The sequence below is a fragment of the Streptomyces natalensis ATCC 27448 genome (assembly GCF_000935125.1).
Lineage (GTDB): Bacteria > Actinomycetota > Actinomycetes > Streptomycetales > Streptomycetaceae > Streptomyces > Streptomyces natalensis.
Window position 1 is genome coordinate 193155 of record NZ_JRKI01000029.1, and the last position, 25314, is coordinate 218468.

Genomic DNA, 25314 nt, shown 5'->3' on the forward strand with positions numbered 1-25314 from the left:
GAAGCGACGCCGCCGGTACCAGTGCGGTCGCGGCGCCAGCCACCGCCCAGCACAACCACCTTCAGCAGCCCGTGCAGACCACCGCGGCGGACTGGAAACCGGGCGCCGGCACCCTCGGCCGCACCGGCACGCTGATGAAGGGCGCCGTCTCTCAGAAGCTTTCTGCTTACCAGTCAGCCGAGTTGTCCGATCGAGCAGCTGAGTTGCCTGATCGAGCAGCTGAGTTGTCCGATCGAGCCGGGTTCCGGATCGGGCGAACGGGCGGCGTCCGTACATGACCGGGCCCCCCTTCCTCGTGTCAGCCCAGCAGCCCGGCCAGCACCGCCGTTGTCGCGTTCAGCAACTGCTCGGAGGACGGGCCACCCGCGGCGGTGCGGGCGAGCAGGCCCTCGCGTGCGGCCAGGATCACCTCGGCGGCCTGCTCGGCGGAGGCCCCGGGCGGCACCAACTCCGGCAGGACCCGCTCCAGCAGGGCCGCCAGCGCCGCCGTCACCGTGCGGTCGTGTACGGCGACCCGCTCGGTGACGACTCGGTGCCCTGCTGCGAGAGCCGTCCCGACTTCGCCCGGATCGCGGACGGCGTCGACGCCGTCCGCGCGGCGGCCCGGGACGAGTTCCGCAAGGGCGCCGCCCATCTGAAGGTGTTGCTCTCCGGCGGGGTGGCCTCGCCGCACGACGAGATCGCGGCCGTCCAGTACAGCGAGGACGAGATACGCGCCGCAGTGGAGGAGGCGGAGAACCACAACCGGTACGTCACCGCGCACGCCTACCACCCGCGCGCCATCGATCGGGCCCTGCGGGCCGGCGTGCGCTGCGTCGAACACGGCAACCTGATCGACGACGCGACCATCGCCCTGCTGCTGGAGCGGGACGCCTTCCTGGTGCCCACCCTGATCGCCTACGAGCAGACGGCGAAGCTCGGCCGGCAGTCCGGCCTGCCGGAGTCGTCCTACCGCAAGCTCACCGAGGTCCGCGACCATGGGCTGGCCGCCCTGGAGAAGGCCCATCGCGCGGGCGTCAATCTGGTCCACGGCAGCGACTTGCTCGGGCCGCTGCACCCGGCCCAGTTGGAGGAGTTCACCCTGCGCGCCGAGGTCCAGCCCGCTGCGGATGTGATCCGTTCCGCCACGAGCACGGCGGCCCGCCTGCTGCGGATGGAGGGCGAGATCGGCACCCTCGCGCCGGGCGCGCACGCCGACCTGCTCGTCGTGGACGGCGACCCGCTGGCGGACCTGGCCGTCCTCACCCGCCCCGAGCGCCACCTGCGGCACGTGGTCAAAGCCGGTGCCGTCCTCTGAGAAGGCTTCCGCTCACCGGCCGGTGGGCCTGATCAGTCGGTTCTGGATCGGGTGATCGCGACAACGTCGGCGCATGAACACAGGGCCCCTCGGTAGCTCGGTTCACGACGCCACTCGAGCACCAGGGCCCCTGTTGTCGCACTCTTGCGCGTCCACGCCTCGCCACACATCCAACTCCCATGCGTCACCGCGCGATTGGCTCATGCTCAGCTTCGACGACGCGGCGGACAGAAGGGACCACACGCAAAGCTGCGGCTCCGAGGGTCGTTCACGCCCGTCACGACCGTGGGGCCTTCTCGCCGTGCACAGCTGTGTATTCGGCTGTGAGCCAAGGGCCGAGATCGTTGATGAGCATCCCGAGCACCGCCGGGTCGGGTGAGGGCGCACGGCCAATGGACGCGGCGACGCGCATCTGCTCGACGCGCTCTGGGTAGTAGCGGCCGAAGAGCTCGGCGGACTGGTCGAGGTCGCTGGTCCAGCCGCCCCATCGGGGCATGATCAGGGTGAATCCTGTGCGGACCGTACGACGGCCGACGAGCCGGCTGAGGGTCCGGCGATCGGCGTCCGTGGTGGCTTCGGCTGCTTTGGCACGCCAGTATGGAAGCACGCGAGCGAGGTCACCGTTGGTCTCCCGCGCGAGTACGACTGTGGGGCGGTAACGGGGCAGTTGTTCTGCGAGGTCAGGGCCCAGCAACGGGGTGCAGAGGCAGGCGATGAAGAATCCGCCGTCGTGACGTTCGACGTCGCTGAGCAGAACCCGCGTGCTGCTCAGCAGGATCCCGACGCCGTCGATCTGCGGGAATGCACGGTCGAGTACAACCTCGATCGCTTTGGCGTCAGCCCGATCGCCTTCGGTGGGCTCGTCGTGGAGGGCGAGCTGGAGGTCGAGGTCGGAGACTCCGGGCGTGGCGGTGCCACGGGGGATGCTGCCGTAGAGGTAGGCGCTGTGCAGGCGCGTTCCGCCGAACGTCTCGGTGATATGAGCGCGGGCGGCATCGACGACGGGGACGAACGCTGCCGGCACTCGGTCCAGTGCGCCTTCACGTGCGATCGTCCCGTCACGGTCCAAACCACGATCATTCATGCGCCCACTGTGCCTTGTGCCGCTGTGTGCTGCCGAGCGGATTTCCGAGACTGTGAGGCGTCCGCGAATCGCACTGCCCACCCATCCGCGAGCGGGCGGCGCAGCACCGGTCCGCCAGGATCGACAGACGCGACCTCGCCGCCCTCGTTCGTTCGCCAACCCGCAGGGTTGCGTCGCCGTCACTACTTCCTGATTGCCCATCAGCAGGGCATCGCGCGAAAGCCGTTTTACGAGAGGTTATGAGAACGAAGATCAAGGCCAAACCGGACACGATCCGACGGGGCCCGTGATCTCTCAGCACTACTCATGTATGAGAATCGCGTTTCACGCAGCTCTGGCCCCAGGTGGGGTTGGGTCGAAGCGGCCTGCCCCGGTCCCATTTCGTCTGCCGATATCGGATTCCGTAAGACGTGCGCCGCGCCGCCGAAGGAGTGGGGCCATGAACAAGCCATCGGCCGCCGGCATCGTGCCGGACGAGTTGCACCGGCAGCTGGGGGTGTCCGACGCCGTGGTCATCGGCCTGGGGTCGATGATCGGTGCCGGGATCTTTGCCGCGCTCGCTCCGGCGGCTCGCGCGGCCGGGTCCGGGTTGCTGCTCGGTCTGGCACTGGCGGCCGTGGTCGCGTACTGCAACGCGACATCGTCCGCCCGCCTTGCCGCGCGCTATCCAGCGTCGGGCGGCACCTATGTCTACGGCCGTGAGCGCCTGGGCGATTTCTGGGGCTACCTCGCGGGGTGGGGCTTCGTCGTCGGCAAGACCGCCTCCTGCGCGGCGATGGCGCTGACGGTCGGTTCGTACGTGTGGCCGGGCCAGGCCCACGCGGTAGCGGTCGCGGCGGTGGTGGCGCTGACCGCTGTGAACTACGCCGGGGTACAGAAGTCCGCGCTCGACTGCCGCAGTGGGCGCTGCCGGCCGCTGGCCGTCTCCCGGACTACGGGCGTCGTCGCCGAGGACTTCGCGGGCCAGTTCCTTGAGCGCCTGCCGGACCTCGGCCAGGGCCGGCTTCCCGGCCTCGGTCGGCTTGCAGACGCGCCGGGTGCGGGCGTCGACCACCCGCTGCTCGGAGGTCAGCAGCCCGTCGTCCTCCAGCCGGTGCGGCGTCGGGTACGAGATGCCGGGGCTGATCTCGTAGCCGTGGGTGGCGAGTTCCCCGGTCATCCATGCGCCGTGGATCTCTTCTTCGGCGGCGTGGTGCAGGGTCAGACGGAGCACCGCGCACCGCTGGAACCCTCCGTAGCGTGGCCCACCTCCGGCAGCGACGAACCCGCTCCGGTCCCCGCATGGACGTCCCCCTTCGCAGAGCCACGGCCCTCCACCCCCAAACGGTCCACAAGAGAAGCACTTAAAGATGCCGAACGCCTCGCCTACGGCCAAACTGGCCACTAAGCGCATTTTCTCCGGTGCGTTCTCCCCGCCTCCGAGCCCGAACCGGCGGCGGGGAGAAAACGTCGTGCGAAGCGCGGAGACGGCAACAAGACGGGAACCTGGTACTGGCGGAAGAGCGACGGCCCCCACCGGACGCCGCGGCATCCGCTCGCTGACGCGCCCGGTAGCCGGTCCACCTGGTACGCCTCCCCCGACAGCCGCCGCAGCAACACCCGGTGAGGTTCGGGGGCGGAGCCACGGAGCGGTGCACGGACTTCGTAGGCGGCTGAGAGTCTGGACCGGTGCTGACAGAGAGCCGATGCTGATGGAGAGCCGGTGCTGACAGAGAGCCAGTGCTGGCAGAGAGCCGGTGCTGGCAGAGAGCTGGTGCTGACAGAGAGCCGGTGCTGAGGCTGATAAGAGGATCCGGGAACGCGCCCCTTGCCGCAGGTGGGAAACTGCCGGCTGGTGGGGCGATCCGGCACTCGTGGTCGAGTGTGCGAACGTCACGGCGGCAGCGGTGCGGCACGGTCAGGGCCGAGGCCGTCCCGCCACACCGGCCGGAGTGCTCGGTGGCCCGGCCAAGTGCGTGGCAAGGTGGTGGCCCGGAGAGCGGAGTGTCAGATTCCGTAACCAGCCGTGAGGGCACGGAGTGAAGGGGTGTCAGGTGCGGGCACTGGACATCGCGGGGGCGTGGATCACTGAGCCAGACGTCTTCGGAGATCACCGGGGCACCTTCCACGAGTGGTTCCGCGCGGAACGGTTCCGTGAATGCACCGGCCATGACCTGAGGGTCCTCCAGGCCAACTGCTCGGTGTCCCGGCGCGGGGTGCTGCGCGGGGTGCACTTCACCGATGTGCCGCCGGGCCAGGGGAAGTTCGTCACCTGTGTGCGGGGGGCGGTGCTGGACGTGGTCGTGGACATCCGGCTGGGCTCGCCGACGTACGGGCGGTGGGTGGCGCAACGGCTCGACGACCGGACCCGGCGTGCCCTCTATGTCGCGGAGGGACTGGGCCACGCCTTCATGGCGCTGTCCGACGACGCGACCGTGGTGTATCTGTGCTCCGAGGGATACGCACCGGGGCGCCAGCACGGCATTCATCCGCTCGATCCCGAACTGGGCATCGACTGGCCGGCCGGGCTGAAACCGGTCCTGTCCGAGAAGGACGAGGGCGCCCCGTCGCTGGCCGAGGCGGAACGGGCCGGACTGCTCCCGTTCTTCGACCGGTGTCTGGCTCACTACGAACGACGCCCGGCTCGGTCGGAATCCCGGTCAGAGCGGCAGTGAGCCTACGGACCGGTGCCCGGCGGCCGCTGCCGCTCGGCGGCGAGCAGGGCAGGGAACGCCTCGGTGAGCGCGGCCCTCCAATGCCGGATCGGTTCGATCCCGGCAGCCCGCCAGGCCGCGTGGCCCAGCACGCCGTGGGCCGGCCTGGCGGCGGGGCGGGCCAGTTCCTGGCTGGTGATGCTCTCCACCCGCCCCGGGTCCGCGCCCAGCAGACGGAACGTTTCCTGGGCCAGGCTGTGCCACGTGGTCGCGCCGCGGCTGGTGCCGTGGTAGACGCCGGCCGGTGCGGTACCGCGCAGCGCGCCGAGACCGAGCCGTACGAGCAGGTCGGCGAGGTCGACGGTCCAAGTCGGTTGGCCTCGCTGGTCGTCCACGACCTGGACGTGGTCGCGTTCGCGCTCCATCCGGATCATGGTGCGGACGAAGTTGCGGCCGCCCGCGCCGAAGAGCCAGGCGGTGCGGACGACATAGCCGGTGTGCGGCAGACCCGCCAGCACGGCCTGTTCCCCGGCCAGCTTGCTGCGTCCGTAGGCGTTCCGTGGGCCGGGACGGTCGGTTTCGGCGCGGGGGCCCTCCGGGTCGCCGGAGAAGACGTAGTTCGTGGAGAGGTGGAGCAGCCGGGCACCGGACTCGGCGCAGGCTTCGGCGAGATGGCGTGGCCCGTCGCCGTTGACGCCGGCGGCGGCGTCCTCGTGGGTCTCGGCGTCGTCCACGGCGGTCCATGCGGCGCAGTTCACCACCATGTCAGGCCGGTGTGCATGCAACGCGGCGCGGACGGCGCGGGCCTGGGTGATGTCGAGATCGCGGCGGAGCAGCCCGGTGACTTCCGTACCCTCCAGCCGGGCGAGCCGGGCGCACACATCCCGCCCGAGCAATCCGCCGGCCCCGGTCACCAGCCAGCGGACTACCATGTCTGCTCCCACCAGTGGCGGTTGTCGCGGTACCAGGCCACGGTCTCGGCGAGGCCGGTGGCGAAGTCCGTGCGCGGGCGGTACCCCAGCTCTTCCCAGATCTTCGTGGAGTCGAGGGAGTACCGCCGGTCGTGGGCCTTGCGGTCGGCGACCTGCTCGACCAGCTCCCAGCCCGCCCCGCAGGCGGCCAGGAGCCGACCGGTCAGTTCCCGGTTGGTGAGTTCGGTGCCCCCGCCGACGTTGTAGATCTCGCCGGGGCGGCCGGCGGTCCGGACCAGTTCGACGGCGCGGACATGGTCGTCGACGTGCAGCCACTCGCGGACGTTCAGCCCGTCGCCGTAGAGCGGCACCTTCTGTCCCCGCAGCAGCCGGGTGACGAAGAGCGGGATGAGCTTCTCCGGGTACTGGTGGTGTCCGTAGGTGTTGGAGCAGCGGGTGATCCTGACGTCCAGGCCGTGGGTGCGGTGGTAGGCGAGGGCGGTCAGATCGGCGGCCGCCTTGGAGGCGGCGTAGGGCGAGTTGGGCAGGAGGGGCGCGGTCTCCGTCCAGGAGCCCGTGGTGAGGGAGCCGTAGACCTCGTCGGTGGAGATCTGGACGAAGGTCCGCACGCCCGCGCGCAGGGCGGCGTCCAGCAGGGTGTGTGTACCGAGGACGTTGGTCGTCATGAAGTCCGCGGCGTCGGCGATGGACCGGTCGACATGGGATTCCGCGGCGAAGTTGACCACGTACTGGTGATTGCCCATCAGCTCTGCGACGAGCCCGGCGTCGCAGATGTCCCCGGTGACGACGGTGCAGGCGGGATGGTCGCGGACGGCCGCCAGATTGTCCGTGTTGCCGGCGTAGGTCATCTTGTCCAGCACGGTGATGCGGGGTGTACCGGCCGCGTCACCGTGTCCCGGCTCGGCGGCGAGCAAGGTGCGCACGTAGTGGGAACCGATGAACCCGGCCGCTCCGGTGACGAGGATCGCCTCGGCGCTCATGAGCAGATCCTGGCCGAGCTGTGGTCGCCGAGGACGAACCGGTGGGCGCGTGGCGTCGTCGATGCCGGGGCGACGTCGACGGCGCGTCCGATGAGGGACGCCTCGATCCGCCGGACACCGCGGATCGAGGAGCCCGGGAGCACGATGGAGAACTCGATCTCGCTGTCGTGGACGTGGCAGTCCTCGGCGACCGAGGTGGACGGGCCGATGTAGGAGTCGGCGACGGTCGTGCCGCGGCCGATGATCGCCGGGCCGACGATGCGGGACCCGCGGATGCGGGCGCCCTCGGCGATGGACACCCGGCCGATGATCTCGCTGTCGCTGTCGACGGATCCGTCGGTACAGGGCTCGACCGTCTCCAGCACGGCACGGTTGACTTCCAGCATGTCCGTGACGTTCCCGGTGTCCTTCCAGTAGCCGGAGACGACCGTGGAGCGTACGTCCTTGCCGTTGTCCAGCAGCCATTGGAGGGCGTCGGTGATTTCCAGCTCGCCGCGCCGGGAAGGCTGGATGGCCCGTACGGCGGAATGGACCGCGGGAGTGAAGAGGTAGACCCCGACCAGCGCCAGGTCGCTCTTGGGCCGGGGCGGTTTCTCCTCCAGTCGGATGACCCTGCCGGAGCCATCCAGCTCGGCCACACCGAAGGCGGTGGGATCGGTCACGGCGGTGAGGAGGATCTGCGCGTCCGGGCGTTGCCGGCGGAAGGCGCCGACGAGGCCGGTGATGCCACCGATGATGAAGTTGTCACCCAGATACATCACGAAGTCGTCGTCCCCGAGGAAGTCCCGGGCGATGAGCACGGCGTGGGCGATCCCCAGCGGGGCGTCCTGGGGGATGTAGGTGACGTCGAGGCCGAACGCCGATCCGTCCCCGACGGCCTGCCGGATCTCCTGGCAGGTGGCACCGACGACGATGCCGACGTCAGTGATTCCGGCCTCGGCGATTGCCTCGAGACCGTAGAAGAGCACCGGTTTGTTGGCGACCGGGACCAGTTGCTTGGCGGACGTGTGGGTGATCGGCCGGAGCCGTACGCCCGCGCCTCCGGCCAGCACAAGAGCCTTCACGGCGGTGATCATATGGGCGGCTTGCCGTCAACCGGAATCATCGGCTCATCTTCGGCGAGCCTTCGGTCCGCGCGCGAGCCGACAATGCCGGTGGCAATATGCGTATTCATGAGCGCAAATACCCATATAGGCGATTTTACCGTCCGTACCCTGTCGCGCCGCCATCAGCGGATCCTGAACCGTGCGGAACACGTCCTCATAGGCCTGAGCCCGTTCAACGGCTACTACAAGCCGCGGCTCGTCCGGGACCTGGTGGCCTGGGGTCACCATCACTTCGACCGTACGGACGTGTTCATCCCTGGCTGGGAGACCGCCCATACGCTGACCGGCGCCGGCATGAGTCCCCGCGACGCGGTGCACCGCTCCCGCCGGGCTGCCAAGCGCCTCCGCAACGCCGCCGTCGACGCCCTGCGGTCCTGCGGCGACACCGAACCGCATACGCGCGTCCACACCTCCACGACGCTCGCCAGCCGGGGGGCGTACACCCGACTGCACGAACGGGTCCGCACGGAGTACGCGCGCGATCCGGTGGTCCGCGCCGCCTGCCGGGAGACCGCCCGCGAGGCCCTGCGGACGCACTGCGACGGACAGCCGTCCGAGCAGCAGGTCGACCTCGCCGTCAGCTATCCGCTCGCCGAACTCCCGCTGATCCTCGACAGCCCGGCGATCTTCGCGACGGAGTCGTCGGTCGTCGTCTACCACCGCGAACTGGGCCCCTTGACCCCGCTGATCCTGGGCCGCTCCCCGACCGTGTGGCCGGTCGCCGGACAGGGCTTCGCCGTCGTCACACCACCGCCGACCGCCCTCGAAAGGAGGGAAGGATGAGCCGCGTCGACGATTTCAGCCCACCCCTGCGCTACCCCTTCGCGCTGGGCCCGCACGGCACGCCGCCCCCGGTCATCGCATGGGCGCGCAAGCACCACCCGGTGTGCCCGGTGCTCCTGCCCAGTGGCCAACAGGTCTGGATGGTCACCCGGAAGGACGACATCACCCGGCTGCTCACCCAACCGGTCTTCTCCCGCGACCTGGTCTACCCCGGCGCGCCGCGCTTCGTCGGCGAGGACTTCACCGCCGTGCCCGGCGGCATCTTCAATCTGGACGGCGCCGACCACGCCCGGATCCGCCACATCCTCGCGCCGCACTTCACGCCCTCGGCGGCGGCCCGGCACACGGAGATGATCGCCCGGCACGCGGAGGGCCTGCTGGACGCCATGGAGACCGGGCTGAACCCCGCCGATCTCGTCGAGGCGTACGCGGCGCCGCTGCCGCTCAGGGTGAGCTGCGAAGTTCTCGGCATACCCCTGGAGCAGCGGGCCGCGTACCTGGACGCCTTCCGCACCCAGACGAGCCTGGTGGTCAGCGCCGCGGATGTCGCCGCCGCGACCGCCGCGACGCTGGATCTCACCGAGCAGATCATCAAGGCCAAACGAGCGGACGGCGACCACAACGGGCCCCTCGGGGCGCTGGTCGGGGCCGAGGCCGAAGGCGTCCTCAGCGACGAGGAGTTGCACGGCACCGCCAGCTATCTCCTCGTCACCGGGTCCGAGCCGCTGGTACCACCGCTGGCCACCGGGGCGGTGACCCTGATGCGCCACCCCGACCAGCTCAACGCCTGTGTCGCCGAAGAGGAGTTGTGGCCGCAGGCGGTGGACGAGGTGCTGCGCTACCACCACAACGGAGTCCTGGGCCTGCCCCGCGTGGCCACCGAGGACGTCACCCTGCACGGTGTGCGCATCGCGGCGGGCGACGGGGTCTGCGCACCGATGCTCGGCGCCACCTGGGACCCCAGGCACTACCGGCACCCGGAGAAGTTCGACATCCATCGCAGCGGAGACATGTCGGCGACCTTCGGCGCCGGACCGCACTTCTGCCTGGGAGGCGCGTTCGCACGGGTCTTCCTGACCACCGCCTACGCGGCCCTGTTCCGGCGCTTCCCCGACCTGTTCCTGGCCGTGCCCGAGGACGACCTGCCCTGGCAGGTGGACATTCAACTGATCCGGCCGGCCAGGGTGCCGGTCTGCTGGTGACGCGCCCGCAGGGCTCGCCGTCCCGCGGGGCGGCGGGCAGCGACAGCGGCCCGGTGACGGCCTCCCGTACGGACCGTTGCCCTGCCGCTCCGCCCGTGCGCTCAGGACGCCGCCGCGGCGAGCCGCCGGACGAACGCGTCCGGTCCCGGCATGGCGGCGATCTCCTCCCGCACCTCGGAGCACGCCTGGCGGATCTCCGCGTCACCCAGCGCCCGCTCCACGGCTTCGCGCAACTCGGCACGGCCGGGGCGGGTCTTCTCCAGGGCCGTGCCGACTCCTCGGCCGAGTACGGCCTGCGCGTTGATCGGCTGATCCGCGGCGTGTGGCATCACCACCTGAGGGATACCGAGGGCGAGCGCGGTGAACGTGCTGCCCGAGCCTCCGTGATGGACGACCGCGGCACAGCCCGGCAGAAGCGCGGTGAGCGGAACCCAGCCGACCGTCCGGACGCCAGGCGGAAGGGTACGCCCTGCCGGCGGTGTGGCGGAGCCGACGGCGAGGACGACCTCGGCGTCGATGCCGTCCAGGGCCTCCAGCACGGTGGCCAGGGTCTCGTCCATGCCCAGCTCCGGGAGAACCGATCCCCAGGTCACGCAGATCCGCGGGCGCCGGGGACGGACGAGCAGCCAGTCGGGTACCACCCCGCCGCCGTTGCACGGCACGAACCGCAGCGGCACACCGGGCTTGGCACCGGGCGGGTGCAGACTCGGCGGGCAGACGTTGGCGGTGAGCACGGGCGGGGCGGGCGGGTCCGGCAGCATTTTGGAGAGGTCGGGGTGGGGCATGCCGATGCCGATGTGGACGGAGGCGACACCCGCCTGGTCGGCCGCGGACTGTCCACCGCCGATGAAGGAGGTGAACACCAGCAGGTCCGGCGCCCAGTCACGGATGGCGCGCAGAATCCCGTCGGTCATCTGCCGACCCACCTCCAGCGCTTCGGAGACGTCGTCGTTCTGGCCGCCCTCGGCCTGGTCCTGGCCACCCTCCGGCCGCGGCGGACGCGTGAACCGCTGCCAGGCGGTCGACAGGTCGTGGGCCGCCGGCCGGGCGGCCATCGCACGCTCGGCGAGGCGGCGGTAGGCGTGGGCGGCGGTACCGTCCGAGACCTCAACGGCGGCCAGTCCCAGCCGGGTCGCCATGTCCAGGCTCGGGCCGGTCGCGGCCACCCGCACCTCATGGCCGGCGGACTGCGCCGCCCATGCCGTCGGTACAGCGGGCAACAGATGGCCGACTCCGGGTGCTGCCACGAAAAGGATGCGCACGGCGGGCTCCCCTGCGGAGGTGGGCGGCGGTGCCGAGGTGGTCGCGACTATACGGGCGAGGTACGGGTCGGCAACGCAGCCGCGCCCCCGCACCGGGGAGTTTCACCATGACGCCGACGACCTCGCCGCCCGAGCGGTTGCCGTCCCTGACCGGTCTGCGGTTCGTCGCCGCCTTCGGGGTGTACCTCTGCCACGCGGTCTTCCTCGGCCTGCGGGGCCGGGCATGGATACCGACCGAACTGCTGGGCCCGCTGGCGGTGTCGCTCTTCTTCATCCTCAGTGGTTTCGTGCTCACCCGGTTCGCCCGCCCCGGGGACACGGCGCGCGCTTTCTGGCGCCGACGGGTCGTCAAGATCTACCCGAACCACCTGACCGCCTTGGTGCTGTTCATGATCTATTTCCTGGTCATCGGCATGGCGGTGCAGCCGTCCGGCTCGGTCCTGTCGCTGGTACCGGGCATTCTCCTGGTGCATACCTGGCTGCCGAACTACACCCTGATCGGCAGCGGAAACATCGTCTCCTGGTCGCTGGCGTGCGAGGTCTTCTTCTATCTGCTGTTCCCGCTCCTGCTGACCCTGGTCCGCAAAATCCCACCACGGCGGCTGGCGGCCGCCGCGGTCTGCATGGCGGCGGCCGTGTGGACCGTACCGGTGGTCTCCTACGCGCTGCACGGCGCGCCGCTGCCCGGATTCCCCTGGCCGGTGCCCCGGGACCAGCTGTGGTTCGCCTACTTCCTGCCGCTCTGCCGTCTGCCGGAGTTCGTCCTCGGAATCATCCTGGCCACCGGTATGCGGTCCGGTGACCGTAAGCGGCGCACGGGTGTGTGGGCCTCGTCCGCACTGCTACTCGCCTCACTGGTCCTCGGCGCGACCGTGCTGCCGCCGGTCTTCCTCTTCGCCGCGGTCGGAGTGGTGCCGCTGACACTGCTGATCCGGGCCACCGCCTCGCTGGATCTGCGCGGCGCCCGGTCGCCGTTGCGGACGCCGGTGATGGTCTTCCTCGGCGAGATCTCGTACGCCTTCTACCTGGTCCACACCCTGGCGCTGCTGGTGGTCGACCACTTCACCGGTGCCGCCTGGTCCGGCCTGGCCACGGGCGTGCTGGGGCTGCCCGTGGCGCTGCTCATGGCATGGCTGCTGTACGCCCTGGTGGAGCAGCCCTGCATGCGGCGATTCGCGCGGCGGCGGAGACCCGCTCCCGGCTCCGCGCCTGCGCCGGCCACGGCGGAGTCCGAGGAGCCCGGGAAGGCGGTGTGAGTCGGGGGGCGAGGAGGACGCACGGCCCCGGGCCCTCTCGTCGATGCTCCGCGACGCCGTGTACACCGTCTCCCTGGCCGTCCTCGCCGCCGGAGGGTTCGAGGACCGCGCGGCCCGTGAGGCTGCTGACGGCCCGGCTGCCCGACGTGAGGGCCGCCTTCTCGTCCCACCGGCCCAGTAGCGCGCGTACGTATCGCCACCGACAGGACCGGGGCGCATCACCGAGCAACGGTCGGCGGAACCTCTGAAGCCGGCCAGGCGGTTCTTCGATCTGCCCGAGGAACGGCGGCTCGCGGTGGAGAGCATCCCGCCCGCCGCCGCGGACCGTGGTCCCCAGGCCCGGCACGCGCTGGGGCCGGGCCGGGATGAACCCTGCTCACGCTGCAAGGAACTCCGCCCACCGTGTGACACCGGTCTCGTGGACCCGCGTGCCGCACTCGGCCGCCAGGGTGGTGACGATGCCGAGCCCACGGCCGTGCTCGTCCATGGGCTGGGCGGACAACCGGCCGGTGGACACGGGCCCCGCGTCGGTGACCTCGACGCGCAGGGCGCTGCGCCCGCCGACCCCGAGCCGTGACAGCCGCAGCGCCGCCGGCGGCAGGGCGTGGACGACCGCGTTGGTGATCAGCTCCGAGATCACGAGGAGCGCGTCCTCGGCGAGGTCCGGGGTCAGGTCCCAGTCGGCCAGGACCGTACGCATCCGCCGGCGTACGACCGAGACGGCCTCGGGGATGTGTGGCAGCGGACAGACATGCTCGGCCACCTCCCGGAACACCACTTCAAGCTGTGCTGTCATGCCGCCTCCTCCGAGGCCCGCTACCGGCTGAACACCGGTCTTGAGGGCGACGCTATGGGCGACGGCGGAGGCGGTCAATGAACACCGGTCGGCATTACCGAACGCCTGTCTGCGGCAAGCCGTCCCTCCCGGCAGATGCCGACCGCGGGACTACGATGGCCTCATGGCCGGCCCGGTCCAGTCGATCGAACGGGCGGCGGCAATCCTGCGTCTGCTCGCCAGCGGGCCCCGTCGGCTCGGACTGGGTGAGGTGGCCGCCTCGCTCGGACTGGCGAAGGGCACCACCCACGGCATTCTGCGCACCCTGCAGAACATCGACTTCGTCGAGCAGGACCCGGCGACCGGGAAGTACCAGCTCGGGGCCGCGCTGCTGCACCTGGGCACCAGTTACCTCGATGTGAACGAGCTGCGGTCCCGCTCCATCAACTGGGCCGACGCCCTGGCCGCCCGCAGCGGGGAGGCGGTCCGCCTGGGCACGCCCCTGGAGGGCAAGGTGCTCATAGTCCACCATGTCTTCCGCCCCGACGACACCTTCCAGACCCTGGAAGTGGGCTCACTGCTCCCCCTGCACGCCTCCTCGCTCGGCAAGGTGCTGCTGGCCTTCGGCAGCGTGCCCCTGGAACCGGCCGTGGAGGCCGGGCTGGAGGCGTACACCCGGCACACCCTGGCCGCCCCGGAGAACCTCACCCTGGCGCTCACCGAGGTCCGGGAGCTCGGGTGGGCTGCCGAAGTACAAGAGATGATCACGGGCGAGGCCGGTATCGCCGCGCCGATCCGGGGCCACGGTGGACTCGTGGTGGGCGCCATCGGCGTCTCCGGCACGATCGAGCGGATCTGCGACTCCAAAGGGATCCCGCTGCCGGCCATGGTGACCCAGGTCCGGCACGCCGCGCGGGCGATCTCCAGAGATCTGGGGGCCGCCCGCTGGTGAGCCCCGCCGCCGTCCTTACCGCAACGGAAGGCTGATCATGGTTGAGCGGTATGTGATGTCCATCGACCAGGGCACCACCTCCACCCGATGCATCCTTTTCGACCACGGGGGTCGGCTGGTGTCGGTCGCCCAGCAGGAGCACGAGCAGCACTTCCCCCGGCCCGGATGGGTCGAGCACGACGCCGTCGAGATCTGGCACACCTTGCAGCGCGTGGTACCGCAGGCGCTCTCGCACGCCGATGTCAGCCCCGATGAGGTCGCCGCCATCGGGATCGCCAACCAGCGCGAGACGACCGTGCTGTGGGACCGGCGTACGGGCACCCCGCTGGGCAGGGCGATCGTCTGGCAGGACACCCGAACCGCCCCGCTGGTCGAGGACCTCAGAAACCGGCCCGGGGACGAGTTCTTCCTCCGGCGCTGCTGCCTGCCGCCCTCCACATACTTCTCCGCCCCCCGCATCCGCTGGCTGTTCGACCACGTCGACGGGCTGCGGCAGCGCGCCGAGGACGGCGAGGTGCTGTTCGGCACGATGGAGAGCTGGCTGATCTGGAACCTCACCGGCGGACCGGCCGGCGGCCTGCACATCACCGACGTCACCAACGCCAGCCGCACCATGCTGATGAACATCAGCACCCTCGACTGGGACGAGGAGCTGCTGGAGTTCTTCGGCGTCCCGCGCCAGATGCTCCCGGAGATCCACTCCTCGGCCGAGACCTATGGAGCCGCCCGCACCGTCCTGCCGGGCGTCCGTATCACCGCGGCACTCGGCGATCAGCAGGCGGCGCTGTTCGGACAGACCTGTTTCGCCCCCGGGGAGGCGAAGTGCACCTACGGAACCGGCAGCTTCCTGCTGCTCAACACCGGGACCGATCTCGTACGGTCCCGGCACGGACTGCTCACCACCGTCGCCTACAAGATCGAGGGCCAGCCCGCGGTCTATGCACTTGAAGGCCCGATCGCCGTCACCGGAGCGTTGGTCCAGTGGTTCCGCGACCGGCTGGGGCTGATCAGCACCGCCCCCGAGATCGAGACCCTCGCGCGCAGCGTCGAGGACAACGGAGGCTGCTACATCGTCCCGGCGTTCTCCGGCCTGTACGCGCCGCGCTGGCGCAGCGACGCCCGTGGTGTCATCGTCGGGCTCACCTCGTACATCACCAAGGGGCATCTGGCCCGAGCCGTACTGGAGGCCACCGGCTGGCAGACCCGGGAGGTGGTGGACGCCATGAACGCCGACTTCTCGCTTGCGTTGAAGGTGCTCAAGGTGGACGGCGGCATGACGTCCGACAACCTGCTCATGCAGTTCCTGGCCGACGCGCTCGACGTGCCCGTGGTGCGCCCCATGGCCGTCGAGACGGTTTCCCTGGGCGCCGCGTACGCCGCTGGGCTCGCCGCCGGCTACTGGCCCGACCTGGAGGTCCTGCGCCGCAACTGGCACCGGGCCGCTCAATGGCTGCCGGACATGTCCCCCGAGCGGCGGCAGTCGGAGTACGAGAACTGGAAGCGGGCGGTCGAGCGCTCGCTCGGCTGGATCGCGCCGCCGAGCCCGCCCTGACGGCGCGCCCTCGTACGCGCCGAAGTGCCCAGGCGCAGGGCCGCATCGCCTACGGCTGGGTCCGCAAGGGCGAGTGCAAGGGGCAGCCAGCTCCTTGGCAACCCACCGATCCGTAGGCGGTGTCGGCGTACGCCTGGGGTGTCGGCGTACGCCTTGACTTCCTCAGTTGCGTACGGATGAGTGGGGTCGGTTGGTGGTGTGTGGGGGGCAGGGGGCGTCCATTGCCGCTGCTTGTTCCTGGAGGGCCTGCATCAGGGTGCTGACCTGGGGGTGGTTTCGGCGGTGGATCGTGGCAACGCCGATGTGCCGGGTCGGAGTCGGCGGTGTGATCGGGATGGTGCGTAGTCCTGGGATCGGCGGGGTCTGCGCGATGGAGGGGATCAGCGAGATCCCCGTGCCCGCGGCGACGAGGGAGCGGGCGAAGAAGTAGTCGGTCGTGGTGCCGCGCACCTCGGGGTCGAAGCCGGCGTGTTCGGCGTAGCGGCGCAGGTAGGTCTCGGACTTGAGGCAGCCGAGTACCCAGGGCTCGGCGGCCAGTTCGGTGATGTCGAGCGCCCGGCGGCCGGCCAGGGGATGTGTCTCGGGCAGGACAACGTGCAGGGGGTCCTCCATGAGGGCCGTCCACACCAGGCTGGAACTCCGGCCGGGCCGGCCGGGCAGCGGGCCGTCGAAGTGGTAGGCGAGGGCGAGGTCTACGGCGCCTTGGCGGACCAGCGGCAGGCTGTCTTCGGGTTCGGCCTCCCGCACGTGGACGACGGTGTCGGGATGGGTGGTGGTGAGGCGGGCGAGTGCGCCGGGCAGCAGGAGCCTTCCTCCGCTGGTGAAGGTGGCGATGGTGAGCTGGGAGCGGCCGCTGCCGAGCCGGTCGACCTGCTGCTGGGCGTGTGCGAGTTCCGCGGCGACCGATTCGGCGGCCCCGACCATGATCCGGCCGGCCGGGGTGAGGGTGACGCCGCGGGTGCTGCGCGCCACGACCTGGGCGCCGAGGCTGCGTTCCAGGGCGGCGATGTGCTGGGAGATGGCGGAGGGGGTGAGGTGGAGTGCCTGCGCTGCCTGGTTGAAGCTGCCGTGTTCCGCCACCGTCCGCAGGACACGCAGTCGCTGTACATCGATCAACAGTATTCCTTAATGCGTATCCAGTAAGTGGGCACTTCTGCTGATGATGGCAGGTGTCCAGGATGGGGGCATGCACAAGATCTGCGTTATCGGCGGAAGCCGTTACTTCGGCAAGCTCCTGGTGAAGCTTCTGCAAGCGGCCGGCCACCAGGTCACGGTCATCAACCGCGGCTCGACCCCGCCGCCGGCCGGCGTCGAGCACGTCGTCGTCGACCGCAACGACGAGGCCGCCCTGAGCGCTGCGCTTGGCCCGGCCACCTTCGACGTGGTCATCGATCAGGTCTGCTACACCCCGGTACAGGCCGCGATCGCCGCCGGCGCTTTCCGCGGCCGCACCCCGCGCTACGTCATGACCTCCACCATCGAGGTCTACGACCCGGCAACCGCCGCGCTGGCCACCGTTCCGCACGGCACACCGGTGCCGGAGGAGAGTGTGGACCCGGCCACCTGGCTCGTGGCCATGGACCTGCCCTGGCACGACACGGCATACCTTCAGGCTCACTACGCCGAAGGCAAGCGCCAGGCCGAGGCCGTCTTCACCCAGCACCAGGGGTTCGACTTCGCCGCCGTGCGCAGCGCCCATGTGCTCGGTGGCGGCACGGCGGAGTTCACCGGCCGGCTGGCGCACTATGTCGAGCGCATCACCCACGGCAGGGAGATCGCCGTGCACTCCGAGGCGCTGCCCACGGTCTTCATCCACTACCAGGAGCTGGCGGACCTGCTGGGGTGGGCGGCCACCACCACCGACGCCATCGGCCCCGTCAACGCCTGCTCCGACGGCCCGCTCGACGTGTACGAGCTGGGGGCCGTGATCGCCGCACGGGCCGGCCGGGAGCCCGTCTACCGCAGTGTCGCCGCGGGCGAGCCGGCCTCGCCGTTCTCCTTCGACCGTCACTACGCCATGAGCAACGCCCGCGCGAAGAACCTGGGCTTCTCCTTCTCCCACACCACCGACTGGCTGCCCGGCGCCGTCGCCGAAGCACTCAACACCATCCCCGCCACCACCGCCTGAGGAGCAGTCACCCACCATGCAGTACCGCACGATGGGAAACACCACCGTCAGCGCCGTCGGCCTGGGCGCCATGCCGCTGTCCATCGAGCACCGCCCGGACGAACCACAGGCGATTGCCACCATCCACGCCGCGCTGGACGCCGGGATCACGCTCATCGACACGGCCGACAGCTACCACTGGCACGCCGGCGAAGCCGGTCACAACGAACTTCTGGTCGCCCGCGCCCTGGCCCGCTACGGCCGGGACACCTCTCATGTCCTCGTCGCCACCAAGGGCGGCCGTGGCCGCCCCGGCGACGGCAGCTGGACCGTCACCGCCACCCCCGCCCACCTCAAGAGCGCCGCCGAAGCATCCCGTAAACGCCTGGGCGTGGAGGCCATCGGCCTGTACCAGCTGCACAAGCCGGATCCGGCCGTGCCCTGGGCGGAGTCAGTGGGCGCGCTGCGCGAGCTCCTCGACGCCGGCACCATCCGCGCCGCCGGGATCTCCAACGTCACCACCGGCCAGATCCGCCAGGCCCACGCGATCCTCGGCAACGACCTCGTCTCCGTGCAGAACCAGTACTCGCCCGCCGTGCGCGACAGCGAGCCCGAGCTGCGGCTGAGTACGCAGCTGAGGCTGGCCTTCCTGCCCTGGAGTCCGCTGGGCGGCATCTCCCGCAGCTCCCTCGACGGACCGTCCGGTCCAACCTCTGCGAGCACCGCATTCCACCGCATCGCGGCCGCGCACGGCGCCAGCCCGCAGCAGATCGCCCTGGCCTGGCTGCTGACCCGTTCCCCGACGGTGATCCCGGTACCGGGCGCCAGCCGCCCGGCCTCCATCCAGGACTCCGCCAGAGCGGTGGAGCTCAAGCTCAGCGAGGAGGAGCAGGCACAGTTGGCAGACGCACTGCCACTGTCCGGCTGAGCCGGCCCACTCGTCGGCCGCTGTGACACATGAGCGCGGCGCTCGACCGCTAAAGGTGAGCACCGCCGCACGGCATGGGGCGGGCCGCGGATCCGGCCGTCGGCAGGACGGACTGCCTCCACGCTCGTCGAACGGCACCTGCCCGACCAGCCCCGCGAGCCACGACGATCCGGGGAGGCACCGCAGGTGTACTGATCACGAGCGCTGCACTCGCCCAAGCATCACGCTGCTACAAGTCGAGCTACCTACTCCACCGCGTACAGCAGCCTGTACTCAGCCCCGTCCGCCCTGAAGCGCAGACTGCGCTCACCAGGCGTATCCGTGATCCGCTGCTCCCCGAGCTCGCCATCCCCACCCGAGGCGCCGAGCTCCCCAAGAGAGACAGCAATCGTCCCCGTGAAGTCGCAGTCGTACTTGACGGTGAACATCCGGTCCCCCAGCACCGTTCCATTCCACACCGTGCCGCGGTCCTGGACAATGAGCCTCGGCTCATCGAAGCCGCTCCAGCCCTCAGTCGTGACGCACTTGAGCTTCTCCAGATACAGCCTGGCCATACCGTTCCCCTGTGATGGATCCTTCTCGACACTTCACATCCTGCCGAGCCCCGATAAACGATCACTAAATGGTCTCTGCGCGGCTACTGCCTCAGCGGCCCGGTCGCCGTGGCCAGACGCCCGGTTCGTAGGCCGAGGGCGGAAGTCGGATACGGGTCTGCGGGCGCCGGTAGGACTCTGGGGACGGCCTGGCCGACATCGGCGTGCTGCACGCAGCGCCACCGGGAGGCCCGCACGGAGAGCCAACCGCGTTTCGAAGCATGGAAGACGGCGCTCACCGTGGTGCGGTCGGTGAAACGTGTGTAGTAGTCGGGGACGGCAGCGCGAACCGGGGAAAGTCTGGTCCCCACAGGGAACAGCAGGGGCTTCTGGCCGGCAGTGGCGCCGGCCAGAGGCCCCTTGACGCGCGCAGCCTTCGTCAGCCGTCGGACTCCGCCGACGGGATGTAGGCACCCGGCACGTCCTTCGGTGCGTAGATCTTGGACTCGCCGGGGTAGGGCTTGGCCCAGTTGTGCGTCTGGTACCACGTGAGGTGGTTCATCTGCGCGGGGTTCGCGAAGTCGGGCACGGCGTGCGGGCCGGTCAGACGCTGGTGGGACTCCCATGTCTTCCACTGCGCCGCGAGCGTCTGCTTGTCCGCCGGCACCTTCGTCGTCGTCGGCGCGAGCACCGCCTTGCTGTCCTGCGGGGCCGGGGTGTCCGCGCCGCAGGGAGGCGGGGTGCTCAGGCCGTCGGTCAGTGAGATCCGGTTGGGCTGTGCCGTGAACGGGGTGTTGTCCGGCTTCCGGGTGAACGCCCCGTACATCGGCGTCGCCGCGCTGTCCTTCTGGTTCATCGGGTGGATCCCGAGGATCTGCTCGACGGTGCGGATCATCGTCATCTGCGAGTAGTAGTGGCTGTCGACCTTGCCGTGCTGGGCCCACGGGCTGATGATCTGGACCGGGGCACGGTGCCCGTCGACGTGGTCGATGCCGGCCTGGGAGTCGTCCTCGACGACGAAGATCGCAGAGTCCTTCCAGTACTTGCTGTGCGAGATCTCGTCGACCATCTTGCCGACCGCGAGGTCGTTGTCCGCGACCTCGGCGGCCGGGCTCGGCGGGCCGCCGGTGTGGTCGTTGGAGAACCAGAACATGTTCAGGTTCGCCGGGCCGTTCTTCTCGAATTCCTGCTTCCAGATCTGGTACTTGTACACGTCCGGGACGTCGAGGTCGAACAGCGGGAAGCCGGGCACCGACACCTTGTTGAGCGACGGGATCGCCGAACCCGTCTGCATCGGGTACGCGGTCTGCTGACCCGTCGCGTCCATGTTCTTGGCGTCGCAGTACAGGTTCTGCCACGTCGCACCGGCCGGCTTGCTCTCGACCGACTGGAACTCGCCGTAGTCCTTCACGGACTTGCCGACCGCCTGCGCACCGGACCATATGAAGCCGGTCTTCTGGTGGCCGAGGACGTCGTTCTCAGTGTCGTAGCTGCGCGCGTACTCACCGGCCGAGGACTCGGTGTACTCCGGATTGTCCGACTGCATCAGCCAGTTGTGGCCCTCGGCCGAGTTCGTGCCGATGTCGTAGAAGTTGTCGTAGAGCCCGAACTTCCTGGCCAGCGCGTGCTGGTTCGGCGTCACGTTCTCGCCGAACTGCGTGAACGTCGGGTCGCCGTCGCCCTGCGACAGGTCGCCGTAGACCTGGTCGTAGGTCCGGTTCTCCTTCACGAGCAGGAAGACGTGCTTGATCGTCGAGGGGTCGCCGAGCCGCACCGGGACCGGCAGCGGTTTGGCGTGGCTCTTGCCCGTGGCCGTCGTGACCGAGCCGGGCGTCCAGCCGTTCTGCTTGAAGACCTTGGCCGTCTGGGACCTGATGACGCGGTCGTCCGGCAGCGTGAACTGCGTCAGGCTCGACGTCGTGTCATGGGTGCCGTGTCCGCCGGTGGTGGAGGGGCGGCGGGCGTCGATACCACGGGTATGGGAGACGACCACGTGTTTGCCCACGGCGGCGATTCCGGAGGGGAAGTAGTCCGTCGGCAGCAGGCCGAGGTAACTGGCGGGCTCCTGCGGGGACTTGTAGCGGTAGACGGCGACCGCGTTGGCGCGGCCGAGCGTCACCAGCAGGTGGCCGTCGTCGGTGAGCGTCACCGCGTTCGGCTCGTAGCCGACCCGGGCCTCCGGCCACGGCTGGGTGGAGATGGTCTGCACGACCTTGTCCTTGCGGCTGTCGATGACCGACACATTGTTGTCGGCGGTGTTGGTGACGAACACCGCGCCCTTGGTCGCGTACACGGCGGTCGGGTGCAGACCGACGTCGATGGTGCCGACGGCGGCGTCGGGGTATCCCCTGCTCGAAGAGCTTGGGGAAGGGTCCGTCACGTCGATGACGCTGACCGTGCCGGTGGTGCTGGCTCCGGTGTGCGGGTTGGCCACCACCTGGGTGCCGTAGGAGTCGATCGTGGTGTCGCCGGGCTTCGCCGGGCGCCCGCCCTCGTTGCTGACGTACAACTTGCCACCGACCAGGGCGATTCCGCGGGGAGCGTTGCCAACTGGCCAGCTCTGCTTGAGGGTTCCGGTCGCCGCGTCGATGGCGACCACCCGGTTCTGGCCGTTGACCGCGGAATACACGGTGGAGCCGTCGGCGGAGAACACCGCAGCGCCCACGAGCGCGTGCTTGGTTCCGTCGACCGGGATGGAGACGGTCACCGGGCTGGAGAGGGTGCCGTCCGCGGCCACGGTGAACTTGGTGTAGCCGTCTGCCTGGCCCAGCCACAGCTGCTTGCCGTCGGGCGAGTACGTCGGGCCCTCCTGGCCGACGGCGCCGCTCTTGATCCGCAGGTCGTCCGCCGCGTTGGTGCCGACCTTCTGCTTCACCTGCCCGGTCGCGAGGTCCATGACGACCAGCGACGCGTCACCGTCGGCGACCGAGGCCGCGAGGTGGGTGCCGTCCGGGCTGACCGCGGACGACATGATCTTGCCGTCGTTGAGGACGGTGCGACTGCCGTACGGCTTGATGTACTGGTCGCTGGAGATGACCTGGCCGTCGGCGGTGACCTGGGCGACCTGCTGGGTGCCGAACTGGCACGTCGAGGCGACCGCGGTACCCGTGACCCCGAGGGCGACGGCGATGCCTGCCGTCACCAGCAAGGTCCGGCGGCCGACGCGTCTGCCGAAGAGGTTGACCTGCGCCTTCTCGTCAACCCGGCGCTGCCGTGTTACCTGCATGGAACTATCCCTTCGAGGTGGTGTCGAGCAGTTCGACGTTGCCGTCGAACTGCCACAGCGGATTCGGGGAGTCCCCGGTCGAAGTCCGCAGCAGGAAGTAGCCGTTCACTTCCTTCGGTCCGTCACCGTCGGCCACGAACCGACCGTCAGGGCCGACGTCGAGCTGGTAGATGGCCGTCCCCGCGACGGCGATGCCGGGCAGATGCCAGGTCACGACGCAGCGCCAGTCGTTGCCCGCCCCTTCCTGGGCGGCCTGGCCGTCGCTCTTGGTGCACGCCGCCGTGGTCCGCAGCTGCGCCTCCGTGACGGCGGGGCGGTGGAGCTGCCGGGTCTGGAGGCGATAGAGGTGGGCGAACGCCGTGGCGACGGACCGCTGGACCGTGCCCTGCTCGATCCCGGAACCCGCCGAGGGGGTCGCCACGGCGAGGGCCACAACGGTGAGAGCGGTCAGTCCGGCCAGTGGCAGGAGCCCGACGGTGAGCGCACGGCGCCCGGAACCGTCGTGGACGAGATTGGTGAAGTCCCGCCGCAGGAACAGCACATGGGCCAGCGCGGTCGCGAGCACGGCCCACACCAGGCTGACGACGATGCCGATCAGGAGCGGGCCGAGCTGCATGGGGCTGGTGAACAGACCGTTCCAGGCGATGAAGGCGTAGCTCGGCAGGGCGAGGCGTACGGCGACGGGCAGCGGCAGCATCTGGGCGAGCTGCATCGCGAGCGCGAGGAGGCCGGGCAGCAGCAGTCCCATCGGGGACCGCCCCAGCGCGATGGACCCGAGCAGTCCGACCGCGGCGAGGGCCAACGTCGGGGCGAGTACGCAAATCCAGGCGAGCAGGACCTTACCGGCGGCGTCCGCCGGCGCGAGCAGATGGCCGTCGAGGCCGACCAGCGGCTGGTTGCCGACCGCCACCACGCCGCCGGCCGCGCTGGAACAGCCCAGCCCGGTCACGAGCAGCAGCAGGACGGTAAGACTGGCCAGTGCCTTCGCCGCGAAGATCCGTCGGGGCGACCGGACGGCCACGAGGAGGTGGCGCCAGGTGCCGAGCCGGTCCTCGGAGGCGAACACGTCGCCGGCGACCACCGAGGTCAGCAGTGGGAGCGCCCAGGTGCCCGCGAATCCGAGCATCACCAGCGGACCGGCCCACCCGGTGGAGTGCATCCAGCGGCCGAAGAGCGTGTCGGAAGGGAGCGTGCTCTGCTGACTCACTGCGGCGACGAAGAGCGCCGGCGCGATCCAGCAGGCGAGGACGAGCAAGCGGATGCGCCCTTGCGAGACCAGCTTGACCAGCTCGAAGCGGTAGCTGCGCGACACCGAAACGCGCCGGGCACCGGCGACCTCGCGCGCGGCGACGGCCGCGGTCATCGGCCCGCCTCCTGCTGCTCGGTGAGAGCGAGGAACGCGGCCTCGAGCGGCGACACCACAGGTGCGAGCTCGCGCACCGCGACACCCGACTGCACGAGCCGCACCACCAGCTCATCCAGAGCCGGCAGCAGCGTGCGCACCACGAGCACCTCGGCGTCATGCCGTGCCCCGGCGTCGTCGACGACCCGGATACCGGCCGTGTCGGCGGCCAGCCGGCGCGCGGACTGCGGGTCGGAGGTGCGCAACCGGTAGTCGAGGTCACGGTTCTCGGCGGCCAGCTTGTTCAGCGGTCCGGAGAAGACCACCCGTCCGGTGGCGAGGAGGGTGACCTCGGAGCACAGTGCCTCGACGTCATCCATGCGGTGGCTCGAGAGCACGACGCTGGTTCCGTCGTTCGCGAGCCGGGTGAGGACACCGTGCACGTGTTTTTTGCCCGCCGGGTCGAGGCCGTTGGAAGGTTCGTCGAGCACGATCAGCCGGGGCTTGGTGAGCAGGGCGGCGGCGAGCCCGAGCCGCTGACGCATGCCGAGGGAGAAGCCGCGGACCCGGTCGTCGGCGACATCAGTGAGCCCGACCTGGTCGAGCACGTCGTCGATCCCCGCCGTCCGCGCGTCGTGGCCGCGGAGAGCGGCCAGTGCGGCGAGGTTCTGCCGGGCGGTGAGCGAGGGGTAGAGACCAGGCCCGTCCACGAAGCCGGCGACACCGTCGGGAGCGGCGAGCGCCCGCCCGACCGGCATGCCCAGGATCTTCAGGCTCCCGCTGTCGGCGACGGCCAGGCCCAGCAGCAGGCCGAGCAATGTCGTCTTGCCGGCGCCGTTGGGGCCGGCCAAGCCGTGGATCTGGCCCTGCGGAACCTCCAGATCGATGTCGTCGAGTGCGACGACGTCGCCGAAGCATTTCGTGATCCCGCGAGCCCGGACCGCGAGGACTGCGTCCATGAACCCCCTCCTTACAAACCGTCAAGGACCGTAGGGACGGCATGGAACGGGGGCAGGGAGACGAGCTGAACGTTCCGGGAACGGGGGACGGCAGGCGTCCCAAGCACTGACGCCCCGCCGCCGGTCCTTCGCCGGACCGGACGACACCGACCAGGCACCCGCCTGACAACAGCTCAGCTCAACTCAACTCCCGGGCCCGGCCAGGGACATGGGGCAGGCCCGCGCCAACTCGCCCACTGCGGCGTAGATATCTGTACCCCCTTTGAGGACCCGGCACTACTGACCGCGGCTCAGCCGGCAGTGCCGGGACGCCTCGGGGTTGCCGGTGCCGGCGGCTCGGAGGATTCCCGTCATCCCAGGTCAGGAGGCATGTCTTCGTCGCCAAGCACCCACAGGTAGTGATCG

At 70.1% G+C, this 25314-nt stretch carries 21 protein-coding genes and 2 pseudogenes; 10 read left to right on the forward strand and 13 right to left on the reverse strand.

Annotated features, from left to right (window positions below):
* Positions 1-298: 298 nt before the first annotated feature.
* On the reverse strand, positions 299-493 hold the full coding sequence (locus SNA_RS20735) for a hypothetical protein (protein WP_030063545.1): 195 nt from the start codon (positions 491-493) through the stop codon (positions 299-301).
* Positions 494-502: 9 nt separating this feature from the next.
* On the opposite strand from SNA_RS20735, the gene SNA_RS20740 reads away from it, so the two are divergent.
* Positions 503-1297, forward strand: a complete 795-nt coding sequence (locus SNA_RS20740) for a metal-dependent hydrolase family protein (protein ID WP_241779763.1) — start codon at positions 503-505, stop codon at positions 1295-1297.
* A gap of 277 nt (positions 1298-1574) precedes the next feature.
* Here the strand turns inward: SNA_RS20740 and SNA_RS20745 are convergent, their stop codons facing one another.
* Positions 1575-2381, reverse strand: coding sequence for a nucleotidyltransferase domain-containing protein (locus SNA_RS20745; protein WP_030063547.1), 807 nt, complete (start codon positions 2379-2381; stop codon positions 1575-1577).
* Positions 2382-2820: 439 nt separating this feature from the next.
* Here SNA_RS20745 and SNA_RS20750 point away from each other — a divergent pair.
* Positions 2821-3270, forward strand: a pseudogene (locus SNA_RS20750) (amino acid permease); the annotation flags it as partial.
* 159 nt (positions 3271-3429) lie between these two features.
* Here SNA_RS20750 and SNA_RS45035 read toward each other — a convergent pair.
* A pseudogene (locus SNA_RS45035) lies at positions 3430-3912 on the reverse strand (helix-turn-helix transcriptional regulator); the annotation flags it as partial.
* Between the two features lie 502 nt (positions 3913-4414).
* Between SNA_RS45035 and rfbC the strand changes: the two are divergent.
* Entirely contained in the window at positions 4415-5035 is a 621-nt protein-coding gene (gene rfbC, locus SNA_RS20755; protein WP_030063550.1) for a dTDP-4-dehydrorhamnose 3,5-epimerase, read from the forward strand.
* Positions 5036-5037: 2 nt separating this feature from the next.
* Here the strand turns inward: rfbC and rfbD are convergent, their stop codons facing one another.
* From rfbD to SNA_RS20770, 3 genes are read right to left on the reverse strand one after another with little or no spacing between them, the layout of a single operon-like run.
* On the reverse strand, positions 5038-5946 hold the full coding sequence (gene rfbD / locus SNA_RS20760) for a dTDP-4-dehydrorhamnose reductase (RefSeq protein ID WP_030063551.1): 909 nt from the start codon (positions 5944-5946) through the stop codon (positions 5038-5040).
* Entirely contained in the window at positions 5940-6926 is a 987-nt protein-coding gene (rfbB, locus tag SNA_RS20765; protein ID WP_030063553.1) for a dTDP-glucose 4,6-dehydratase, read from the reverse strand. The genes rfbD and rfbB overlap by 7 nt, the downstream gene beginning before the upstream one ends.
* Positions 6923-7990, reverse strand: coding sequence for a glucose-1-phosphate thymidylyltransferase (locus SNA_RS20770; RefSeq protein WP_030063554.1), 1068 nt, complete (start codon positions 7988-7990; stop codon positions 6923-6925). Before SNA_RS20770 ends, rfbB begins: the two co-directional genes overlap by 4 nt.
* 108 nt (positions 7991-8098) lie before the next feature.
* On the opposite strand from SNA_RS20770, the gene SNA_RS38445 reads away from it, so the two are divergent.
* Both SNA_RS38445 and SNA_RS20780 read left to right on the forward strand, forming a co-directional pair.
* Positions 8099-8815 carry a tRNA-dependent cyclodipeptide synthase gene (locus SNA_RS38445; RefSeq protein ID WP_030063555.1) on the forward strand — a complete coding sequence of 239 codons (717 nt, stop codon included), beginning with the start codon at positions 8099-8101 and terminating at the stop codon, positions 8813-8815.
* Positions 8812-10017, forward strand: a complete 1206-nt coding sequence (locus SNA_RS20780; protein WP_030063556.1) for a cytochrome P450 — start codon at positions 8812-8814, stop codon at positions 10015-10017. The genes SNA_RS38445 and SNA_RS20780 overlap by 4 nt, the downstream gene beginning before the upstream one ends.
* A gap of 101 nt (positions 10018-10118) precedes the next feature.
* Here the strand turns inward: SNA_RS20780 and SNA_RS44765 are convergent, their stop codons facing one another.
* Positions 10119-11264, reverse strand: coding sequence for a nucleotide disphospho-sugar-binding domain-containing protein (locus SNA_RS44765; RefSeq protein WP_157880022.1), 1146 nt, complete (start codon positions 11262-11264; stop codon positions 10119-10121).
* Positions 11265-11386: 122 nt separating this feature from the next.
* On the opposite strand from SNA_RS44765, the gene SNA_RS20790 reads away from it, so the two are divergent.
* Positions 11387-12535 carry an acyltransferase family protein gene (locus SNA_RS20790; protein ID WP_037788559.1) on the forward strand — a complete coding sequence of 383 codons (1149 nt, stop codon included), beginning with the start codon at positions 11387-11389 and terminating at the stop codon, positions 12533-12535.
* A gap of 376 nt (positions 12536-12911) precedes the next feature.
* On the opposite strand, the gene SNA_RS20795 is transcribed toward SNA_RS20790, so the two are convergent.
* Positions 12912-13331, reverse strand: coding sequence for an ATP-binding protein (locus SNA_RS20795; protein WP_030063559.1), 420 nt, complete (start codon positions 13329-13331; stop codon positions 12912-12914).
* 163 nt (positions 13332-13494) lie between these two features.
* Here SNA_RS20795 and SNA_RS20800 point away from each other — a divergent pair, with 163 nt between their 5' ends.
* The gene (locus SNA_RS20800) at positions 13495-14262 is read left to right on the forward strand and encodes an IclR family transcriptional regulator (protein WP_030063560.1); all 768 of its coding nucleotides are present in this window, start codon (positions 13495-13497) and stop codon (positions 14260-14262) included.
* A gap of 37 nt (positions 14263-14299) precedes the next feature.
* Complete coding sequence (gene glpK / locus SNA_RS20805) at positions 14300-15814, forward strand: glycerol kinase GlpK (protein WP_044366153.1); 1515 nt, start codon at positions 14300-14302, stop codon at positions 15812-15814.
* A gap of 162 nt (positions 15815-15976) precedes the next feature.
* Here the strand turns inward: glpK and SNA_RS20810 are convergent, their stop codons facing one another.
* Positions 15977-16930, reverse strand: coding sequence for a LysR family transcriptional regulator (locus tag SNA_RS20810; protein ID WP_044366155.1), 954 nt, complete (start codon positions 16928-16930; stop codon positions 15977-15979).
* Positions 16931-17000: 70 nt separating this feature from the next.
* On the opposite strand from SNA_RS20810, the gene SNA_RS20815 reads away from it, so the two are divergent.
* Positions 17001-17942, forward strand: coding sequence for an NAD-dependent epimerase/dehydratase family protein (locus SNA_RS20815; protein WP_044366157.1), 942 nt, complete (start codon positions 17001-17003; stop codon positions 17940-17942).
* A 16-nt stretch (positions 17943-17958) separates the two neighbouring features.
* Entirely contained in the window at positions 17959-18849 is an 891-nt protein-coding gene (locus SNA_RS20820; RefSeq protein WP_030063567.1) for an aldo/keto reductase, read from the forward strand.
* A gap of 245 nt (positions 18850-19094) precedes the next feature.
* On the opposite strand, the gene SNA_RS20825 is transcribed toward SNA_RS20820, so the two are convergent.
* From SNA_RS20825 to SNA_RS20840, 4 genes are all read right to left on the reverse strand, one after another.
* A complete protein-coding gene (locus SNA_RS20825; protein ID WP_030063568.1) occupies positions 19095-19403 on the reverse strand; it encodes a hypothetical protein in 309 nt (102 codons plus the stop codon).
* 418 nt (positions 19404-19821) lie between these two features.
* Positions 19822-22608, reverse strand: a complete 2787-nt coding sequence (locus SNA_RS20830; protein WP_044366158.1) for an alkaline phosphatase family protein — start codon at positions 22606-22608, stop codon at positions 19822-19824.
* Positions 22609-22612: 4 nt separating this feature from the next.
* The gene (locus SNA_RS20835; RefSeq protein WP_044366160.1) at positions 22613-23971 is read right to left on the reverse strand and encodes an ABC transporter permease; all 1359 of its coding nucleotides are present in this window, start codon (positions 23969-23971) and stop codon (positions 22613-22615) included.
* Positions 23968-24909 (reverse strand): ABC transporter ATP-binding protein, encoded by a 942-nt coding sequence (locus tag SNA_RS20840; protein ID WP_030063575.1) that lies wholly within the window; start codon positions 24907-24909, stop codon positions 23968-23970. Before SNA_RS20840 ends, SNA_RS20835 begins: the two co-directional genes overlap by 4 nt.
* Between the last annotated feature and the right edge of the window lie 405 nt (positions 24910-25314).

Coding starts and splice junctions, on each gene's coding strand:
- SNA_RS20795 (WP_030063559.1), bottom strand. CDS start 13,331: ATGACAGCACAGCTTGAAGTGGTGTTCCGGGAGGTGGCCGAGCATGTC.
- SNA_RS20800 (WP_030063560.1), top strand. CDS start 13,495: ATGGCCGGCCCGGTCCAGTCGATCGAACGGGCGGCGGCAATCCTGCGT.
- SNA_RS20830 (WP_044366158.1), bottom strand. CDS start 22,608: ATGCAGGTAACACGGCAGCGCCGGGTTGACGAGAAGGCGCAGGTCAAC.
- SNA_RS20825 (WP_030063568.1), bottom strand. CDS start 19,403: ATGGCCAGGCTGTATCTGGAGAAGCTCAAGTGCGTCACGACTGAGGGC.
- SNA_RS20820 (WP_030063567.1), top strand. CDS start 17,959: ATGCAGTACCGCACGATGGGAAACACCACCGTCAGCGCCGTCGGCCTG.
- SNA_RS38445 (WP_030063555.1), top strand. CDS start 8,099: ATGAGCGCAAATACCCATATAGGCGATTTTACCGTCCGTACCCTGTCG.
- glpK (WP_044366153.1), top strand. CDS start 14,300: ATGGTTGAGCGGTATGTGATGTCCATCGACCAGGGCACCACCTCCACC.
- SNA_RS20815 (WP_044366157.1), top strand. CDS start 17,001: ATGCACAAGATCTGCGTTATCGGCGGAAGCCGTTACTTCGGCAAGCTC.
- SNA_RS20780 (WP_030063556.1), top strand. CDS start 8,812: ATGAGCCGCGTCGACGATTTCAGCCCACCCCTGCGCTACCCCTTCGCG.
- SNA_RS20840 (WP_030063575.1), bottom strand. CDS start 24,909: ATGGACGCAGTCCTCGCGGTCCGGGCTCGCGGGATCACGAAATGCTTC.
- SNA_RS20835 (WP_044366160.1), bottom strand. CDS start 23,971: ATGACCGCGGCCGTCGCCGCGCGCGAGGTCGCCGGTGCCCGGCGCGTT.
- rfbB (WP_030063553.1), bottom strand. CDS start 6,926: ATGAGCGCCGAGGCGATCCTCGTCACCGGAGCGGCCGGGTTCATCGGT.
- SNA_RS20745 (WP_030063547.1), bottom strand. CDS start 2,381: ATGAATGATCGTGGTTTGGACCGTGACGGGACGATCGCACGTGAAGGC.
- rfbD (WP_030063551.1), bottom strand. CDS start 5,946: ATGGTAGTCCGCTGGCTGGTGACCGGGGCCGGCGGATTGCTCGGGCGG.
- SNA_RS20790 (WP_037788559.1), top strand. CDS start 11,387: ATGACGCCGACGACCTCGCCGCCCGAGCGGTTGCCGTCCCTGACCGGT.